This window comes from Ulvibacterium marinum (genome assembly GCF_003626755.1).
Classification (GTDB): domain Bacteria; phylum Bacteroidota; class Bacteroidia; order Flavobacteriales; family Flavobacteriaceae; genus Ulvibacterium; species Ulvibacterium marinum.
In genome coordinates this window covers 679,028-697,709 of record NZ_RBCJ01000003.1, presented here as the reverse complement: position 1 = coordinate 697,709, position 18,682 = coordinate 679,028, and the positions used below count along the sequence as shown (strand labels likewise).

Genomic DNA, 18,682 nt, shown 5'->3' with positions numbered 1-18,682 from the left:
TAAATCCATGAAAAAAGGTGGCTCAAATACCAACAATTTGGACAAAATATTATTTTTTACAGATTTTTACATCTCCATAAGAAATTGAAAACCAGTCAACTAAAAATCGTAACGTCGCTTTAGCGCGTTACCCTCTTGCTTTACATTCCTCCCTCGCAAAAACTCGCTCAAATTGTAAACACGGCGTGCATTTTTAATCTATCGAAGTACTCTAAAATGCTTCATAATTTATTAAAACTGCAATTTGGTCTTTTTGTCATTTTGGATTACGTCGAATGAAATGGATTAACCACAAGTTATATTATCCCACGGGAGACCAGTAAAACCGACTAATTCATAGAGAACAAAAAATTTCAATAAGGGATTTGGTAGTTACGAGGAGTAGAGTTTGATAAGGGTATCAACAATATTGTACATCAATTATTATCTAAAGAGTCGATGCCAAAGGTTCCAAAAAACTGAAACATAAATCAATTAGAAAGATAGGACTAAGTCTTGATAGTTACCTATATTGATAGAGATACTGGTGTTATAAAATATAAAACCTATTGCAGAGTTTTTAAGTAAGATTTTATGAAGGCACCTATATTCAAATCCACTAGGTACATTTTCAAAATCCATAAACTTCTTGTATTGATTTGAGATGCTCTAGGCATTCTTTCAATTCACTATCTGCTTCATTGGCAATCATTCCATGGCTTTTGATTTGATTTAAAATTTCTGCGGCTCTCTTTGTATATATTTTCTCGCCATTTTTTTCTATCTCCTTTCCATATATCTCCAAAAGATTTGCACTTAGCATACAATAGAACCTGTCGTAATTTCCTGGCCCGTAGTCTGTTCCGATTTTTGAAATAATATTCCGACCTTCAATAAGATATTTTTCTGCCTTGTTTACTTCACCCTTGTCATAATTTAACATCCCCAACTCATTCAGGTTGTCCAAAATAGTCGATACAAACTGAAAATTATTTTCCTCCGTATATCTTTGAAAAATTTCCAACGATTCTAAATACATTTTTTCGGATGCCTCCGTCGCATCAACCTTCCAATAAATATAGGCTAAATCAGAAAGTCCAAGGGCATATTCATGTTGATATGAATCAGGATCTACTATTGAGAGAAATCTCTTTACCTTCAATGACATCCTAAGAAAGTTTACTGAGGATGAATACTTATTTTCTACAAATAAGACTTTCCCATGATACGATAGAATTTTGGACAAATCAATCAGTTCTGATAGCGTAATAAATTCAAATAGACCTTCCAGTTTATTCACGTTAGACAAGTAGCCCTCGGGGAATTCTAATTTTTGTTCCGCATGAAAAATTCCAATATGATTTAACGCCCTAAGTAAGGCCATTGCATGACTTTTAGGATTCTTTTTAAAAAGTTCTTGTGCTATTTCGATCGACTTAAAAAATGAACTTTTGGCTAAATCATATTTCTGACTTTTTACATATACGATTCCTAGCCTCAATAAAATTCTACTTTTTTCGGATAGCCTTTTTTGTAGGTTTACAGTTTCGTTAAAATCAAGGTAGCTCAATATTTTGGGGAAAATAACAAGAGCTTTTTCATAGTTTTCCGAATTCAGCAGAAAATCTCCATAATATATATGGATATTTATGTAATTATCGAAATAACTGTTTGGGTATTCCAAAACAAGATCATCAGCCATTTGAACAGCTTTCAGAAAATACTCTGTGGCCTCAATTTCTTTTTTGTTGATCCCTAAAATATGCCCATAGTTTCTTAACAAGTCGGCATATTCTATTTTGAAAACACTTGAAGTATCCTCCAGTAATATTTTAAGAGCTTCTAAAGCCCTGTCCATTTTTATAATTGCCTTATTGAGGTTACCTGTTTTACCATAATATATACCAAGATTGTTACAAACTTGAGCAAGGTTTAGCGCATAGGCTTTAGGGTTTTTCTTATTTAATTTTTCTAAAATTTCCAATGCTTCGGTATAACTTTTTTCTGAAGCGTTAACACTGTCAAGTTCAAAATAAAGGGAGCCAAGTACATCTAAATTTTTTGCCAGCAGAAGGTTGTTAAAGTCAGATTCTTCTTTTGCTATTACCATACGGCTTATTTTTACGGCCTCCCTGCCCCAGCGTTTTGCATCCAAATACTTTTCTCTTCTCCTATAAATATTAGCCAGACTCGAAAGCGAGCCGCTCAAAATTGCTAACTCAAAACTGACTTTTTCATCTCTTAGAACCTCGTTGATTTCAATAGACTTAATGTAAAAATCCTCTGCCATGATCTCATCAATAGTGCTATAAAACTCCCCCATATTGTGCAGGATTGCACCATATGAAGGAAAGTACCATTCAGGGTCTTCGAAAACTAATTCTTCATAAATTTTCTTCGCCTCACCATAATACTTTATGGCCTCTTTTCTTTGTTGTAAATTGCTAAAAACTTCTGCTACATTTGCCAATATGTTTGCAAGATCTTGTTTGTAATAGGAATCTTCTTCAACTAACTTACGCAAACTCTTTATTTCCTCCAATGCATATTTTTTTGCTTTATCGAGCTTGTTTTGTGTCATAAGAAATGAAAGATATTCTCCAATAAAACTCTCATCATCGACCCCATACTTAAAAGCTAAGTCGTAATACATTTCAGCTGACAAAAACTCATACTCCAACACGTGTAAACGAGCCTTAAATAGACATTGTTCTGTGTCTTGTTTAATTTGTTTTTCTCGGATTAAAAGTCTTTCTCCAATTTCTGTAAGTATCTCTTTATCCTTCCCTGCCTCTTGCGCATTAATTTCTAGCCGACCTTTTAAATCAACTTTGTCAAGAATATTCAATGCGCCTTCGATATCTCCTTGCAAGAAAAATTTAAACGCATTTTGGTATGCAGGAGACTGATCGTCAAGGTTAACAGTTAGAAACCTTTCGGCTAACTTTTTGGCTTTTAATTCGGAATTGATAAGCTGTTTTTCAAGTATTTCTCTGGCTTCGTGTACCGAGTTTATCTCTTTATTAAGTTGGAGCTTTAGTTCTGTTATTAATTTTTTTCTCTCGTCGCCTTCCTTTTCAAGTCTGTTTATTCGAGTTTCATAACTCTTGACAACAGCATCTCTGGAAATATCATAATAACTCAATTGATTCTCTAGATATTTACCTCTTTCGCATAAAACCACTTTCATTGGAGTTTTCCTTCCAATTATAGCGGATTTTTTCAACTCCACCTCATTAACTACTTGGTATCCATTTTTTGATGCATATATGATGGCCAAATTACCATTTGGTTTATTGGAATATATTAATGTAAATCGCCCTTTTGAATCACTCATCTGAGGTGCAGCTCCAGGTGACCTAATTTGAGCTTTGGACAGATACACAATTCTACCAGTATTAAACTTGCTATTTTGCTCAACTACAACACCTGGTAGATTGGTATCTTCCTGACAAAAAATGAATATAGTATTAAAGAAAAATAAAAAATAAAAAATTCTCATCTACTCCTTTTTAATGAAATTTCTATAGGTTGCCCTGTATGGGGAGCAATACTATCAATATCCTCCATGATAAATCCTTCTTTGAAAAAATTTACTTTAAGAAACTTGGACTGTTTTCCAGGAGGGATCTCAAGGTCAAACCAACCAAATTCATCTGTATAAGTAGCTACATTTTGCACGCTTACTCTAACACTATCTATAACATTCTCCGTTTTGAAATCCCATACTCTGCCACTAATTTTATTAATACCTCTTAAGAATACTTCTAAATACAACGGCTTGTTTTTAACCAAAATATAACTGGAATCAGGATTTGCAGACACATAGGGCTGGGGATGCTCAATAAATAAATGTGCCTTATGGCCTAGATATTTTATAGGAATTTCCTTAAATGTGGACTCCCCTTCACCATTTACTCGCTCGCTCTCTCTTGTGTTTCCAAAATCCAATACAACACTACCTTCATTTTTCAAAATCAAGTCATCTTTACCGTCCTTTCCGTGAACAAAAACTGTTATTGAAAAAGACCCGTCCTCAGATTCTTTTTTACTATTACCCAACATCAAACTCCAAAATAATATTCCAATAGTTGATAATATTATGGAAGCCCAAAAAAAAGTTTTGATTTGATTCTTCTTTTTCGAGACTTTATTGTTGAGTTTTTGTCTTGTTTGTTCTAAATTTATCTTTCGGTTTTCAAAGTCTTTAAGTCTTTGATCATTTTTATTGATTTTTCCTTTTTTAATCAAGAATTTTAACGATGCAAGCCTTCCAGCTTCCAGTAAAAATTCTTTTTCAATGTCGGTAAGTTTGAATTTGAGTGTAGAAATTGGTCTTGTATCAATTATAACCGTATTATTTTCATACTTTCTTAAAGCAACAAAATCAATAGATTCTGTCCATATTGATAGTAATTCACCTAAAATTGATTTCTTCTTATAACCTTCAAAATGTTCTGGGCCTAAATAAAGGCCAATAAAGTTTGAATTAGGATTATTTTTTATAAGTATTTCGACAGGATAATTATTTTGTGCTCCTCCATCAAATACCATTAATCCGTCTTTATACTGGGGTGTAAAAATTAATGGAATGGACATACTACATCTTACAGCATGGGCGGCAGGGGTGTCCTTAGTTCTTGCATCCTTCGAATCAAAAATTAAGGCTTCTTTACCCCTAGTACTAGCATAAACAGAAACTCTGTTTTGGAGCATATCAAGTGTTACTTGATTAGATGTTTCTAACTTTTTAGATAGTTCCTTTTCCAACCATTTTGTGAACGTGTTTGCCTCATATAAACCCTTTTTAGTAGCTAAGTTGTAGAGTTTTCTGAAAAATTGAGCATCTTTAAACTCATTGAAATTTTTGTTCATTAAAATACTCTTAAGCTCATCCACACTTAACCCAGATCCCAAAAGAACAGCCGAGATTGCTCCGGCTGATGTACCTGCAAACCAATAAAAATCATAATATTCCTCTAGCACCTCTAGGGCGCCTACATATGCGATGCCCTTAATTCCGCCACCCTTCATTATCAACAACCTTTTTGACTTTTCAAATTGGTGCATACTATTCATAAAATTTGAATTTTAAGTGTCTTGCTCTTACTATCAAATAAATTTAACAAATTGAGCTTGAGTAAGAAAAAGATTCAAATAAATATAAGTATTGTCTTTAGACACATCGGTTTACCCCAGAATTAAGGCATTTGAGTTTCCAAATCAAAATAATTGTATAAAACTTTGGGACACCTATTCGGTGAGCATACAATTCTGAAAGCTTGAAAAACCATTATTTATTGGGGTTTTCGATGATACGTTCTATTCCCTCCGGCTCCACCTACGCTCCCCGAAGCCTTGTGCGAAGGGGAGCTTTTTCATTTTACGCAACAAAGTATCCCATATACATATTCCTATTTAAATTCGGTGCGCTTCGGTGGACCACGGTCCACAATCCATATTCCCGAAGCCTTGTGCGAAGGGGAGCTTTTTCATTTTACGCAACAAAGTATCCCATATACATATTCCTATTTAAATTCGGGGAGCTTCGGTGGACCACGGTCCACAATCCATATTCCCGAAGCCTTGTGCGAAGGGGAGCTTTTTCATTTTACGCAACAAAGTTATCCCATAAACCTATTCCTATGTAAATTCGGTGCGCTTCGGTGGACCACGGTCCACGGGTCACGGCCCACAATCCACATGCTCCGAAGCTTTGAGCACAGCGAAAAGCAAAATAGGCTTCTTGAACACTTCACAAACCCAAATCAACAAAACTGTCGGACTTCGGCGGACCAAGGGTCACGGCCAACAATCCACATTCTCCGAAGCTTTGAGCGCAGCGAAAAGCGAAGGAGAATCACTATATTCCCCTCAAAATAAATCAATTATGACCCTACCCTACGCGGTGTACATTCTAAAATGTGCAAATGGACAGTACTATACCGGTTTTTCAGCTAATCTTGAGAAAAGACTAAATGCGCATCAAAATGGGGAAGTTCATTTTACGAAAGACAAATTACCTTTTCAATTAGTTCATGTTTCCTACTTTGTGGACAAGAAAAAAGCATATGATTTTGAACGATACTTGAAATCTGGTTCAGGTATCGCCTTTAGAAACAAGCGATTGGTTTAAGTCCTCCGAAGCTATGCGCTCGGTGCGTAGCGAAGGAGGGCTTTTTATATTTAGAAATTCAGCAAATACCCCTATCTTAGAAACCAACAATACCAATCCATGTCCAAAGGCACCTCTTGGTTACGAACCCTAATAGACCTCATCGAAGTCTTTTTGAATAGTGCGCAACGCAACAAACGCGGCCGTACCTGGCACCAACATGTGGTGCCCTATGGAGAAGGTTGGGCGGTACGCCGTGAAGGGAACCAACGGATAACGAGTAAGCACCGAAAACAGAGTACGGCCATCAACAAGGCGAAAAGGTTGGCCCGGAAATACAAGGCCGATGTCATTATCCACCGCGCCAACGGGGGGATACGAGACCGGATAAGCTATGATGATTAGAATTAAATTCTCAACAGGATGCCATTAGAGCCTTTTTTAAAGAAGGGCAACACAAATTTTATACAAACCACTTGTTTTCTTCATCCATCTAGTTAGGTGATAGTCGTACAGAGCTATTGTTTTCCAAGCCCCATTGAATTCCAAATAGGGCGATAGTGGTCCCTTCACTTCGAAAATTTTCCCCAAAACCGCCATGTATCGCAAAGGAATCATTGATCCGATACCGAATCGAGCCTATGGAACGGGATCCCTCGTCCATATCGCTATCACGCTTAATAAATTCATAAGCAAAGGATAGCCTGTCAAATTCCAACTCTATCTTGCCCCCAAAATCAAGCTTATCCACGCTAAATAGCTCGGTACCGTTTTCTTCCAGGTTGATCCCGTCCCTCAAATACCTAAAGATGCCATAAAAATGGACGTAGCTGTTTTTGCCGATCGTTGGCGTATATAGGGCCAAATCGCCTGAGGCCCATATTCCAAATCGTCCCATGGTATCCTCAAAACCACTACTTTTATCTCCAAGAAAATGACTATAGGCCAATGCCACATCCAAAGCAAAGAAGGGCTTGCTTTGGACTACTTCCTCAAAATCATTTCGTATTGCTATAAACTCTTGAAGCGTAGTTACTTTCTCATTTTTTTCGGCGCTACTCAAACTGCTATTCGCAAGTATATCCAACACCTGTTGCGACCTCATCAATTGGAGGTACCTTTTATACTGCTCCTTAAAGCCATCTATTTGCTTTTTCGTTCTCAATGAAAGCAATCTCGTTCGGGCACCCACGGAAATAAAGGATTGGGTTTCTTCAAAGACCTCAAATGTCCCATCCATAAGCGCCAGGGAGAAAGAGGCCTTTTTCCAAATGTCCCCAAAAATATTCATCCCATCATAATCGTCCACCGTTGAAACCTGGGATTTTGAGGAGGTAAGGTTATTATACTTGAAGAAATTCATGTTCTCTCGTTTTACATACCAGTAGGGTTGTACCTCAACGGCATAATTTCCATTGGCAGCCTCACTATTTCCGGTAAAGGCATTGATGGTCTGTATCGAAAATGCCTGTACATTTTCCGGGATGATGATGTTGGAAGGGGTAATATCCATCAAAACAAAGGCCGGGGAACTGGGTGGGGCCAGGTTTTGCAATTCGGCGTTAGGAACCGTCCCCTGCGAATACCCTATGCCTGTACAAAGAAGAAGGAACACGAATACATTGGCTACTCTCATAATCACGATTTTAAAGTAGTTTTAGTCCGCTTTCCACCATACAGGTTTGGGTGGTAAAGAACGCTTCGGTAGTAAAGGATATGGGGAAGGGTGAGGGGTTCCCCCCGCTAATTTCGGCGATGTAACTTCCTTTTATTTGTGCAACGGCCAAATTGAAGGTCTCTTCATTTGGGAACGAATTAAAAAACGTAAAAAAGGTAATTACCCGAAAGACTTTGCCGCCCACTTCATTTCCTTTGTCCAATGACTTCCACCCCGTTTTCAAAGAAGGGTCAAAGGGTTCCATTCTAGAATACGGCATTTCATCAGTTTCCGAATGATAAATAAATCCCGACGTAACGGCCATAGCCTCCGTCTGTACTGAAACCCTCAGCTTGATCGGGGCATTGTTGCCCACATTTAGATGATCCATAGGTATTGGTTTTATATGCGCTTTTCCTTAAACGGTTAGAAAGGTCTTCGCAACATAGCAGGTCGTAACGTTGAATCCGCAATCTTTGAAGGCAGCTATAAGCGCTGTAGTTCAATATCGGTAAAGCGGTATTCCAAGTAGGGGAAATCATCTTCAATATAGCTTTTTTGATGAAGAATGGACAACACAAAAACCTTAGTATTCATAAGGGTTTCATCGGGTCTTAGACCTACAAAAACCACAGAATTTTTGAGGCTTTTCCTCAAAGCCTACCGTTTATCTAAATAATTGATTTTTAATCCATTATTATTTCCTAAGCCCACTTAATTCGTATATTAAATAGACGTCTTACGAGGAGTACTTCCCTACAAAAACTGTATCGTAATCAACCTTTTCGACCATGAAAAATTCTTTTTTCACCACCCTGTTTTTTGGGCCAAGCCGAGCTCCTAAAAATCCTGGGAGGAAATGGTATCCCAATCCAATTTTGGAATCGACAACCATTGCGATAGGGACTCAACCCATTTATGTCCGAATCAATCCAAATTCCGGTAGGCTCGCTCCTATTTGCAAAAAGACCTTAAAGAGAATACCCTTTAAATTGTGATGTTATGATCTATATAGACCGAGATGGCGTTCCCGTTCCCAAAATTCTATTAGACGGTGAAAAGCCCTATGAAGAGGAAATCCTTTTTAGATTGGAACAACAAACCAAATTTAAGCAGGCACGATTTAAACAGGACGATTATTATTTGGATCCTACTCTCGACGACCTTCATACCCTTTTTCATAGCAAATGTGCTTATTGTGAATCGAACGTGGTGGAAAATGACAGTATCGATCATTTTAGACCCTCTGAGAGCGTATCCGATCGAAAAGGAAGGGCGGACGAAGGTTATTATTGGTTGGGGTATACCTGGTTTAATCTGTATTTAAGCTGCCATGAATGCCAGCGTTATAAATCGAATTACTTCCCCGTAATCGGTCCACGATTAAGCCCCCCCGATACGGAGACCTACTTGGATTATGACCAATTGCGGAACTATGTAAACTCCGAAGACACCCTACTTATAGACCCCTGCGACGTACGAGAGCATGAGGAAGTCCAGTTTGGATATGATAGGGAGGGCCATATCCTTCCACGTTCCGAAAAGGCCGAATATACCATTGAATTACTTCAACTCAATAGGCCACAATTAGTTGAGGAGCGCCAAGAACGAATTCAATTCCTATCGGAAATGCTCACCGACATTACCTTTTCTTCCGATGAGAGCCATAAAATCAAGGACGTATTGTTCCATCTACAGGACGACCAAACGCATCTGGGATTGAACCGCCATATGATAGCAGAATGGTACCTGGCCAACGAAAAACTTGTGGACAATGAATACCCTGATTTAAATGAAGACCTGAAATCGGTCATCTCAAAGATTGTCCCTTATTGGTTACAGATTGCCCAATCATCGAATACGATATCCTCCTTTGAACCGGAAGATATCAAGGCTGAAAACAATTATACTATAAAGGGAGTTGACAGTGCTAACCTCGGAGATTCCCAACAACCGGCTCCCCAGGAATTCTCAAAATTCCTGGAATGGGTAGAGATCATCAATTACAAATGTCTTGGACATGTGAAACTGGATATCCCCCAATCCTCCGAAGGCAGGGGCGAACAAAGTATTTTGCTCATTGGCGAGAACGGCGTGGGGAAAAGTACCGTGCTACAGGCCATCGCCTTGGCCATGATGGGGAACGAACAACTGCAGGAGTTGAATCTTGGCGACTATACCGATTTGATCAAGCGCAACGCCAAGGAAAAACGTGCAAGAATTACGGTAAAGTTCCTTAACGAATCAGATCCTATTGTAGTTGAGATTACGCCAACCGGCATTTCCTCTAACCGAGAGCAATTGGTAAAGCCTACAGTAGGTATCGGATCGGTGCGCCGCCTACCGGAAGATGGAGAAACCGTTGGTTTTGAGGATGACCCGTCACGTATTTTGGCCTTGTTCCGGCATGATGTGGTGTTCCCCGATGTGGAGCCATGGTTGAGTAATCTTAAGGCAGTGACCGCCCATCAGTTTAATGAAGCGGCCAAGACCATCATCGATATGTTGATGATTCCGGAGGATCTCATCACCGAAGACCGAATGGTAAACCGAAAATCGGGCAATGTAACCGTTAATGTGGGGAATGGTCCAGAATCCATAAAAAGTATGTGCGATGGCTATCGTTCGGTTATCGGTTATGCGCTGTATATTATGCGCTCCCTCAATCTATATTGGGAAAGTGCCTACAATGCCGAGGGACTAATTATTATTGACGAAATTGGCAATCATCTACATCCAACTTGGAAAATCAAGGTCGTATCCTTGTTGCGCCAAGTTTTTCCAAGGTGCACCATTATCATAAGTACCCATGACCCCCTATGCCTCCGCGCTTCTCGAAAAGGAGAGGTCTGGGTAATGAATTTGGATGAAACGGATCGTAGTGTAAAACTGCAGCAAAAGGACATTCCCATGGGTATTTCCTTGGAAAATCTGCTCATTGGCGAGTGGTTCTATATGAATTATACCACCGACGAGCAAACAAGTAAGCTCATAGAAGATCATAGCAACGAATTATTTAAAGAGAATCCGAATAAAGAAAGGATCAAAGAAATGGAAGCCCAATTGGAGCGGACCGTAATGCAGACCTCTTCTGGGATCAGTAAATTAGATACCTATTTTGAGGTGATAAGGGAGGTTAAATCTGAAGAAATGAAAGAAATTTCCAAAACGGATTTAGCAAATGATGCAGAGCTTCGGAAAAAATTGGCGGCAAGAATTCGAGATCAAATAAAGTCATAGCATGCTACAGTTTAAGCGACCTAGACGACCCAATGGACTGAAGCAACGAAGTAAGGAGCAGCTACAGGCCTTAGGCTTGCCCAATAACAACGGATGGCCCGATTTCAAGGATAAATTCTGGCAGGATCTGAAACCCCATTTTATGAAAGCCCAACATCAGAAGTGTGGGTATTGTGAAATTCAGGTGTCGGCGCATGGTGATGTAGAGCATTACCGGCCCAAAAGTGAATTACAAGAATTGGTGGCCGAAGGGACCGAGTTGGCCAATAGCCGTAAATTGAAAGGACGAAAAATTCCTGCCATTACCGAAAAGGGCTACTGGTGGCTGGCCTATGAATGGGAAAATTATTTGCTCTCCTGTGCCATCTGCAATCAGAAGTATAAAAGTGCCTTATTTCCAATAGCCCCAAAGAGGAAAGCCCGCAATCATGGAGTATTTAAGGCGGAAGATCCAAAAAAGACCGATGTACGGAAAGAGAAACCCCTATTGATAAATCCTTTTGAAAAGGACTTAGATCCCTATGAGCATTTCGAATTCCTGCGATCAGGGGTAATCAAGGCACGTAATAATGACCCTCGCGGAAAAGAGACCATTAGGGTATGTGGCCTTCGAAGAATAAGTCTTTCGCGCCAAAGAGGTCCAAGGGCGGTACAAATTTGGGACGACTCACTTGATTTTTTACTTGCCGAGGATGACAGCAATGAACAACGGCGATTAGCGACCGGACTCTATTTTTCCGGACATGAAATAAATTTATATGCCGGGATGGTCCGCATTATTTTTAAGCAGATAACTTTTTTGGAGTGGTCCGATCTTAAAAATCTTATAGATCAAAAAGGTTGGATGCCCATTGTAGAGGAAAGGGTGAAGTTCGCTACGCAATTTCAAGAATAATGGAAGAACAAAGGGATACTTAAAACTTTTACCAACAGGAATACTATGTCAGAAAATCGATTGAATACAGAAGCCCCTTTTATCAATGCCCATACGCATACCTTTACCAAGAAGCACACGCCAAAGTACATGGCAAAACAAATCTTTCCTTGGCCTTTTTACAAATGGTTGGCCACAGGTTATATGGTGAATCGTATCAAGGCCTATTTAAACCGTAACAAGCAAGAGTTTTCTTTTACAGGGCGCAACAAGAAACACGAGGCCTATAAGAAAAAGAAATTCTGGACACAAACCCCTGGGATTACAAAAATTTACAATGCCTTTTTAATTATAATTTGGTTAATTTTTGCCTATTACCTCATAGAACTTATTCTCCCCTCCCTACAAGGCACTTGGTTAGGTTGGCTTTGCTGTCATTTTGTTGATGTATTATGTCCGATTATGCCCGATTTGGGAAGTTCTTGGAATTCCATACTTCTTTTAGTATTTATTGTCTTGATTTTTAGAAATGTACGACGCACTATAAAAAAATATGCTTGGGGGAGAATCAAAAAGGCTGTTGGCCCGGAACGTCTCGAATTTTTATTGCGATACATCAATATTGTACGTTTTACTTCCAATGATGGACAGGCCTATATTTTCAACAGTCTCGAACAGCAATATCCCGTAGGCACCAAGTTCGTTGTTTTGCCAATGGACATGGAGTACATGGACGCCGGTCCGGTGGAGGAATCCTATCCCGACCAGATGAAGGAGGTATTGCGACTGAAAGCGAATAATATGGATACCTGCTACCCCTTTATTTTTGTGGATCCGAGACGTATAGAAAGGCAATCCCAGAAAAAAGAATTCTTGAATCTAAACACGGACAATCCGGATAACATTGTTTTAGAGGAATGTTTGATGAAGGACTATATTGAAGGTGGTTGCGCCGGAATTAAGATCTACCCAGCCTTAGGTTACTATGCGTTCGATAAAAACTTGCTTCCCCTGTGGTTATATTGCCAACAAGAAAATATCCCTATCACTACACATTGCTCTATTGGCCCGGTATATTACCGCGGAAAATTAAAGAACCTCGGAAAAGACTACGACTATCACCCCATTTTCGAAGAGGTGTATAAAAAGGATGAAAACGAGAAGAGAACTTTTGGAAAAATGCGTTTTCATGAGCTAAAGAACAAGCACTTTCAAAAGAACTTTACGCATCCTTTGAATTACCTCTGCCTATTACACAAACCCCTATTAAACAATGTGGTAGAAACCTTTGACAAGGATGGTGATTTGAAAATGCTGTTTGGTTATGAAAATGGAGAAATTACAAGAACCCTTCATAATTTAAAAATCAACCTAGCGCATTACGGAAGTGCAGAGATGTGGGACAAATTCTTGTCCCAAGACCGATATCGTGAAGCCAATGCCATCATCAAAGATCCCCGGAATGGCCTGGACCTAAAAGGTAATTTGGATAATATAGCCAAACTATATAGTTACTGGCACTGGGTAGATTGGTTCTCTATCATCTCCACCATGCTAATGCAATTTAACCATGTATATACAGATGTAAGCTATACCTCCCATGACCTTAACTATTTAAGCTTATTATCCGAAATACTGGATAACCCAAATATAAGCAACCGGGTTCTGTTCGGTACCGACTTTTATGTGGTGAGCAATCACAAGACCGAGAAGCAATATTGGATCGATATGCAAAACACATTGGGTTCCAGGAAATGGGAGCGCATAGCCTACCAAAACCCCACCGAATTCTTAACGAGTTCATTGCCGGGATCCCTATAAATCAGCAAATGTTCACTAAAAAACCATTCTTATGAAACCAGTCAACATTATCGGAATCTATTTGCTGCTCGCCATTTGTCTGTTGGTAGCCCTGCCGATATGGATATATACCTGTAATCCGTTTGAAAAGCAATTGTTGAACATCTTGGTTTATATAGCTTGCTCAGGGGGTATTGGCGGTACTATCTATTGCATCCGGGGTTTTTATCAAAATTTGGGCAACAACAACTTTAAAATGAATTGGACCTGGTGGTATGTATTTAGGCCCATTATTAGTGCCATTATCGGGGTATTTGCCTACTTCATGATCATTGGGGGCCTGATGAGCATTTCCAATTCCCCTGATGTGAATTATAGTAAAAGTGTAATGTTCTATTGTGCGATATCCTTTTTGGCAGGTTTTTCCTTTAACAAATTCGTCGAAAAGATAGATGTAATATCGGACACGTTGTTCTCGAAAAAAGATACGGACTAATTCAATTTTAATAAAGGTGACCCTAACATAAACTGAAGTCTATTATTTGTACTAAATATGATGCGCGTACTCACAAAATCCCGATTTAAACTCGGTTTGGAATGTCCGAACAAATTGTTCTTTACCAACAAGGATTCCTATGCCAATGCCAAGCTAGAGGACAGTTTTTTGGAAGCCTTGGCAAATGGAGGTTTTCAGGTAGAGGAATTGGCCCGAATGTCATTCCCCGAAGGCATCTTAATAGAAGGCGAGGACTGGGACTATGAAGCACTATGGTATAGGACCCGAAATCTGCTTAGAGAAGAGGATACAACGATATACGAAGCGGCTTTTCTACATGAGGACCTATTTGTACGGACCGATATTCTAGTCAAAAAAGGGGATACCATTCAATTGATAGAAGTAAAGGCCAAATCCTTCGATTCCGATGAAGAGCACCTTTTTGTCGGGGCACGGGGTGGTTTAAAAAGTGGATGGAAAGCCTATTTGTTCGATATCGCCTTTCAGAAATATGTGGTACAGTTATGCTTTCCCGATTTCAAGGTGGAGTCTTACATTATGATGGCGGATACTTCCAAAAAAGCCTCGATCGATGGACTGAACCAATTGTTTCGAATCACCAAAACAGTGGGCCATAGGACGGGAATCAAGGTATTGGCGAAATCGTTGAATGATTTGGGGACCTCGGTCTTAACTAAAGTTGATATCACCCACATCGTCGCGGATATTGAAAGCGATGTCCACAAATACCATAAGGACCTCTCCTTTAAGGAAGCTGTAGAGCAATTGAAGTCCTATTATGTAAACGACGAATATGCTAACTGGCCTACGGCCTATTCAGCCTGTAAAAATTGTGAATTCAAGACCACCAAGGCGGAAAGGGAAAATGGACTGGATTCCGGATATGAACATTGCTTTACAAAACAACATCAATGGAAAGCGGCGGACTTTGAGCGACCGGCCGTCATCGATATCGGTGGGCTGTATTACCAGCGTGGAATCCAACTGTTCGAAAAGAAGAAGTTCTTCATGTCAGAGGTGACCAAGGATGATATCAAATTTAAAAAAGAGGACGGAAAATTGTCGGGTACCGAACGAAATTGGCTTCAAATTCAAAAGGAGGCCAATGCGGATACTTCCATTTATGTAGATGTAAAAGGTTTGAAAGCGGAAATGGATGCATGGACCTATCCCTTGCACTTCATTGACTTTGAAACTAGTGCATCGGCCTTACCATTTCATATAGGGCGACATCCTTATGAGCAAGTTGCCTTTCAGTTCTCCCATCATAAAGTAAATACGGATGGAACTATTGAACATGCATCGGAATATTTAAATGTAAAAGCCGGCGTCTTTCCTAATTTCGATTTTGTACGAGCCTTAAAGGGTGCTTTATCAGGGGATAACGGTAGTATCTTCAGGTATTCCAACCATGAAAATACGGTCTTGAATGCTGTTTATAAACAATTGAACGATTCCGATGAACCGGACAAGAAAGCACTTATGGATTTCATTCAACACATCACAAAAAGTACCCAGGGTTCCGCGATAAAGTGGCAAGGGAAGCGCAACATGGTAGACCTTTTGGATGTGGTCAAGGATTACTATTATAATCCACTTACCAAAGGATCCAATTCCATCAAGGATGTGCTTCCTGCGATTTTGGAAACAAGCAAAAAACTCCAAGAAAAGTATTCCCGACCCATAGGTGTTCTTAATATGTCTTCCCTTAATTTTTCGGACGATCATGTTTGGCTTACTGTTAATAGGAACACCGTTTCGAGTCCTTATAAGAACCTGCCCCCCATTTTCGAGGATTGGTCCGAGGAGGCCATTGAAAAATCCTTATCCGAAATTGAATCCATCAGTGATGGCGGAGCTGCACTTACCGCTTATGGTAAGCTTCAATATACCGATATGGATGAGGAAGAAATACAGGAAATACAAAAAGCCCTTTTGAAATATTGCGAACTGGATACCTTGGCCATGGTCATGATCTACGAACACTTTCTAGAACTCGTAAAACCCGCACAACATGAAGATGAAACCCGATAAAACTAAAAATTATGCCTTACTATTATCCGCTTAAAAAATTGAAGAATGCCGACCTTCGCTTACGTACGGTAGAAGGTCTACAGCGCTTGAGGAAACAGTTGAAGGACGAGCGTTTCCCGAGCAAAAAAACCTCGGAATCACTCATTCTTGGTACGTGGAACCTCAGAAATTTTGATGATGACCGCTTCAATTATGGACCGCGTCTTTATGAATCCTTTTACTACATTGCTGAGATTATCAACCATTTCGACGTAATCGCCATACAAGAAATATGTACCGATTTATGGCCGTTAAAGCGTGTTATGAACATTTTGGACAAGGACTATGACTATATCGTCACCGATGTAACGCATAGCAGCATTGGCGGGAACCAGGAACGGCTTGGGTTCATCTACAATAAGAGCAAAGTGACCTTTACCGGTATTGCGGGCGAGATCGTCCTACCCCCAAAACTTATGATCAGTGAGGTGGCTTCCAAAAAAAGACAGTTTGCCCGTACACCCTTTGGCGTTGATTTTCAATCCGGTTGGTTTAAATTTTTCTTTTCCACAGTGCATATCTTTTTTGGCTCCAACAGCCCCAGTTCGGTAAAATATCAACGTAGGGTACAGGAAATAGAAGCCGTGGCCAAGTATATTGCCAAAGAGGCGAAACACAGTGATTCCAATCATATTCTGGTGGGGGATTTCAATATTAAAAAAGCAGGTAGTGCCGGTTTCAATGCATTGGAAAAAAATGGCTTTACGGTCGTAACCAATAATAAGGGCAGTAATAGGGACCAAACCAAATTCTACGATCAGATTTCCTTTCGGTCCAAAAAGAACGAATTGGCCTTTTTGGAACCTGAGCGTAAAGATCGGGTCATTCAATTTTTCAACAGCATCTTTAGGGACGAGGATTATGGGATCTACAAACCGATTATGAAGGAACGTATTGCCGACAAGTTGAAAACGGCCCGGGCGGCTTTGAAAACAGCGACCTCAAAAACGGCAAAGAAAAAATTAAATAACCAGATTGCAAGTCTAACCGCTGCCAGAAAAACGGATGCGTCCCTAAGAGCTTATTATGACGAATGGCGCACCTTTCAGGCCAGTGACCACCTACCACTTTGGGTAGAAATCAAAATCGATTTTAGCGATCAGTATCTGGAAAAATTAAAAGTTATGGATAATCAATAAACAACACGATCATGGCCTTACTCTATCTCGGCAGTTGTGATGCTTCCAAGTACCCTAACGACAGAAAAAACTTTCTTAAGCCCTATCATAAGGATGGGTTGTTAGTGGGCAAAGTCACCTTTAGGGATGATGACCGTACCAAATGGCGTTCGTTTCGAAAAGTCGACGGTAAAGCGGTGGAAAACTTGCAGCACTTTTTACAGAAGGCAGGTTTTCTTGGCGATAGAATGAATATCGGTGTTTTTGATTACGCCACTCAGGCAGCAGTCCGTCTTTTTCAAGAATATGTGAGAACCGTAGATGAAGATGGCGACGACAAAATGGTTCCCGATGGTTTTGTAGGAAGTGGCACCCTAAAACATGTCAACCGCTGGACTGAAGAAAAAAAAGTCTGTAGTTGGGGTCTAGCCTCGGCAGCAAATCCAACAAAGGAATATGATGATTGGTTCACATTGCTTAACCAGGCTAAGGAATTTTACAAGGCAAATCCCGGTCCTATTCTAGAGCATGTCAATACAATGAAAAAGACCTACTCAACCCGAAAAATTGATGATTGGAAGTTTGACCGAGATAAAATCCATCTTATAGGAATCCGCCGTGAACACGATAAAGAAGTATACGATCGGGCCAATGATGATCTTTTCGTGCTTTTGATCAATGGTCAAGTCTTCAAATTTTGGGGCTCCACAGATCCCAATCAGGCTGCGGCCTACAACAAGAAAACGCGAAAGGGTCGTTTTGACGAACCATTTTTGGTGGAAGGTCAGCACGAGTACCGATTTGGATGGCATAAAATAACACAGGAAAGGAAGATATATCGTGCAGCAAAGCCGTTGAATTGGAAAGGGGTTTTAGTGCTACGGGACTGGGACAACGACAATTCATTGACATCCAAGGATTTGAAAATAAGGGACCAGAACGGGAACCTAAAGGGAATTCAAGTAAACAATTCCATTAACATTCATTGGTCGGGAATTGGATCTTGGAATTTTTCAGCAGGTTGTCAGGTAATATCGGGGCGAAGCTATATCAATAATTTTGATAAAACCATTAGCTGCGCCCAGTTCGCCTCAAAAAGCTATGGTGAACTGAATACCTCCCAAAAGAAAACCAAAGGGGCCTATAATGTGCTTACCGATCTTGTTGTGGCTTATACCAAAGCAGGGGTTAACAGTCTGTTATACACTTTGGGAAGGGAAGAATCGCTAAACATAGATTCTAATTTTGGAGCCGGTTACGCCAGGAAAGCTATGGAGGAGATGACCAATATGTAGACACCCTTTTTTTA

14 protein-coding genes are annotated in these 18,682 nt (G+C 39.9%); 9 read left to right on the top strand and 5 right to left on the bottom strand.

What is annotated here, in order from left to right; genetic code table 11:
- Positions 1 to 610: 610 nt before the first annotated feature.
- Together D7Z94_RS16060 and D7Z94_RS16055 are read right to left on the bottom strand one after the other, a co-directional pair.
- Positions 611 to 3,481 carry a tetratricopeptide repeat protein gene (locus D7Z94_RS16060; protein ID WP_120712599.1) on the bottom strand — a complete coding sequence of 957 codons (2,871 nt, stop codon included), beginning with the start codon at positions 3,479 to 3,481 and terminating at the stop codon, positions 611 to 613.
- Positions 3,478 to 5,058 (bottom strand): patatin-like phospholipase family protein, encoded by a 1,581-nt coding sequence (locus D7Z94_RS16055; protein WP_120712598.1) that lies wholly within the window; start codon positions 5,056 to 5,058, stop codon positions 3,478 to 3,480. The genes D7Z94_RS16060 and D7Z94_RS16055 overlap by 4 nt, the downstream gene beginning before the upstream one ends.
- 667 nt (positions 5,059 to 5,725) lie before the next feature.
- On the opposite strand from D7Z94_RS16055, the gene D7Z94_RS25955 reads away from it, so the two are divergent.
- Both D7Z94_RS25955 and D7Z94_RS16045 read left to right on the top strand, forming a co-directional pair.
- Positions 5,726 to 6,115, top strand: coding sequence for a GIY-YIG nuclease family protein (locus D7Z94_RS25955; RefSeq protein ID WP_245967225.1), 390 nt, complete (start codon positions 5,726 to 5,728; stop codon positions 6,113 to 6,115).
- 99 nt (positions 6,116 to 6,214) lie between these two features.
- The gene (locus tag D7Z94_RS16045; RefSeq protein WP_120712597.1) at positions 6,215 to 6,499 is read left to right on the top strand and encodes a DUF2188 domain-containing protein; all 285 of its coding nucleotides are present in this window, start codon (positions 6,215 to 6,217) and stop codon (positions 6,497 to 6,499) included.
- A gap of 88 nt (positions 6,500 to 6,587) precedes the next feature.
- Here D7Z94_RS16045 and D7Z94_RS16040 read toward each other — a convergent pair whose 3' ends face one another.
- The 3 genes from D7Z94_RS16040 to D7Z94_RS25670 form a co-directional block, all read right to left on the bottom strand.
- Positions 6,588 to 7,730 (bottom strand): hypothetical protein, encoded by a 1,143-nt coding sequence (locus D7Z94_RS16040; protein WP_120712596.1) that lies wholly within the window; start codon positions 7,728 to 7,730, stop codon positions 6,588 to 6,590.
- Between the two features lie 10 nt (positions 7,731 to 7,740).
- Complete coding sequence (locus D7Z94_RS16035) at positions 7,741 to 8,142, bottom strand: hypothetical protein (RefSeq protein WP_120712595.1); 402 nt, start codon at positions 8,140 to 8,142, stop codon at positions 7,741 to 7,743.
- Between the two features lie 95 nt (positions 8,143 to 8,237).
- Positions 8,238 to 8,408, bottom strand: coding sequence for a hypothetical protein (locus tag D7Z94_RS25670; RefSeq protein ID WP_158594659.1), 171 nt, complete (start codon positions 8,406 to 8,408; stop codon positions 8,238 to 8,240).
- Positions 8,409 to 8,753: 345 nt separating this feature from the next.
- Here D7Z94_RS25670 and D7Z94_RS16025 point away from each other — a divergent pair, with 345 nt between their 5' ends.
- From D7Z94_RS16025 to D7Z94_RS15995, 7 genes are read left to right on the top strand one after another with little or no spacing between them, the layout of a single operon-like run.
- On the top strand, positions 8,754 to 10,991 hold the full coding sequence (locus tag D7Z94_RS16025) for an AAA family ATPase (protein WP_120712593.1): 2,238 nt from the start codon (positions 8,754 to 8,756) through the stop codon (positions 10,989 to 10,991).
- Between the two features lies 1 nt (position 10,992).
- Positions 10,993 to 11,886: an HNH endonuclease family protein gene (locus tag D7Z94_RS16020; protein ID WP_120712592.1), complete on the top strand. Its 894-nt coding sequence runs from the start codon at positions 10,993 to 10,995 to the stop codon at positions 11,884 to 11,886.
- Positions 11,887 to 11,931: 45 nt separating this feature from the next.
- A complete protein-coding gene (locus D7Z94_RS16015; RefSeq protein WP_120712591.1) occupies positions 11,932 to 13,686 on the top strand; it encodes an amidohydrolase family protein in 1,755 nt (584 codons plus the stop codon).
- 31 nt (positions 13,687 to 13,717) lie between these two features.
- The gene (locus tag D7Z94_RS16010; protein ID WP_120712590.1) at positions 13,718 to 14,161 is read left to right on the top strand and encodes a hypothetical protein; all 444 of its coding nucleotides are present in this window, start codon (positions 13,718 to 13,720) and stop codon (positions 14,159 to 14,161) included.
- A gap of 57 nt (positions 14,162 to 14,218) precedes the next feature.
- On the top strand, positions 14,219 to 16,216 hold the full coding sequence (locus D7Z94_RS16005; RefSeq protein WP_317125784.1) for a DUF2779 domain-containing protein: 1,998 nt from the start codon (positions 14,219 to 14,221) through the stop codon (positions 16,214 to 16,216).
- 11 nt (positions 16,217 to 16,227) lie between these two features.
- Complete coding sequence (locus tag D7Z94_RS16000) at positions 16,228 to 17,394, top strand: endonuclease/exonuclease/phosphatase family protein (RefSeq protein ID WP_120712588.1); 1,167 nt, start codon at positions 16,228 to 16,230, stop codon at positions 17,392 to 17,394.
- A gap of 11 nt (positions 17,395 to 17,405) precedes the next feature.
- Positions 17,406 to 18,668, top strand: a complete 1,263-nt coding sequence (locus tag D7Z94_RS15995; RefSeq protein ID WP_120712587.1) for a peptidoglycan-binding domain-containing protein — start codon at positions 17,406 to 17,408, stop codon at positions 18,666 to 18,668.
- Positions 18,669 to 18,682: the final 14 nt, after the last annotated feature.

What these genes read in the sequence shown, in the direction of transcription:
- D7Z94_RS16060 (WP_120712599.1), bottom strand. Translation starts at nt 3,481, where the DNA reads ATGAGAATTTTTTATTTTTTATTTTTCTTTAATACTATATTCATTTTT.
- D7Z94_RS16055 (WP_120712598.1), bottom strand. Translation starts at nt 5,058, where the DNA reads ATGAATAGTATGCACCAATTTGAAAAGTCAAAAAGGTTGTTGATAATG.
- D7Z94_RS16045 (WP_120712597.1), top strand. Translation starts at nt 6,215, where the DNA reads ATGTCCAAAGGCACCTCTTGGTTACGAACCCTAATAGACCTCATCGAA.
- D7Z94_RS16040 (WP_120712596.1), bottom strand. Translation starts at nt 7,730, where the DNA reads ATGAGAGTAGCCAATGTATTCGTGTTCCTTCTTCTTTGTACAGGCATA.
- D7Z94_RS16035 (WP_120712595.1), bottom strand. Translation starts at nt 8,142, where the DNA reads ATGGATCATCTAAATGTGGGCAACAATGCCCCGATCAAGCTGAGGGTT.
- D7Z94_RS16025 (WP_120712593.1), top strand. Translation starts at nt 8,754, where the DNA reads ATGATCTATATAGACCGAGATGGCGTTCCCGTTCCCAAAATTCTATTA.
- D7Z94_RS16020 (WP_120712592.1), top strand. Translation starts at nt 10,993, where the DNA reads ATGCTACAGTTTAAGCGACCTAGACGACCCAATGGACTGAAGCAACGA.
- D7Z94_RS16015 (WP_120712591.1), top strand. Translation starts at nt 11,932, where the DNA reads ATGTCAGAAAATCGATTGAATACAGAAGCCCCTTTTATCAATGCCCAT.
- D7Z94_RS16010 (WP_120712590.1), top strand. Translation starts at nt 13,718, where the DNA reads ATGAAACCAGTCAACATTATCGGAATCTATTTGCTGCTCGCCATTTGT.
- D7Z94_RS16005 (WP_317125784.1), top strand. Translation starts at nt 14,219, where the DNA reads ATGATGCGCGTACTCACAAAATCCCGATTTAAACTCGGTTTGGAATGT.
- D7Z94_RS16000 (WP_120712588.1), top strand. Translation starts at nt 16,228, where the DNA reads ATGCCTTACTATTATCCGCTTAAAAAATTGAAGAATGCCGACCTTCGC.
- D7Z94_RS15995 (WP_120712587.1), top strand. Translation starts at nt 17,406, where the DNA reads ATGGCCTTACTCTATCTCGGCAGTTGTGATGCTTCCAAGTACCCTAAC.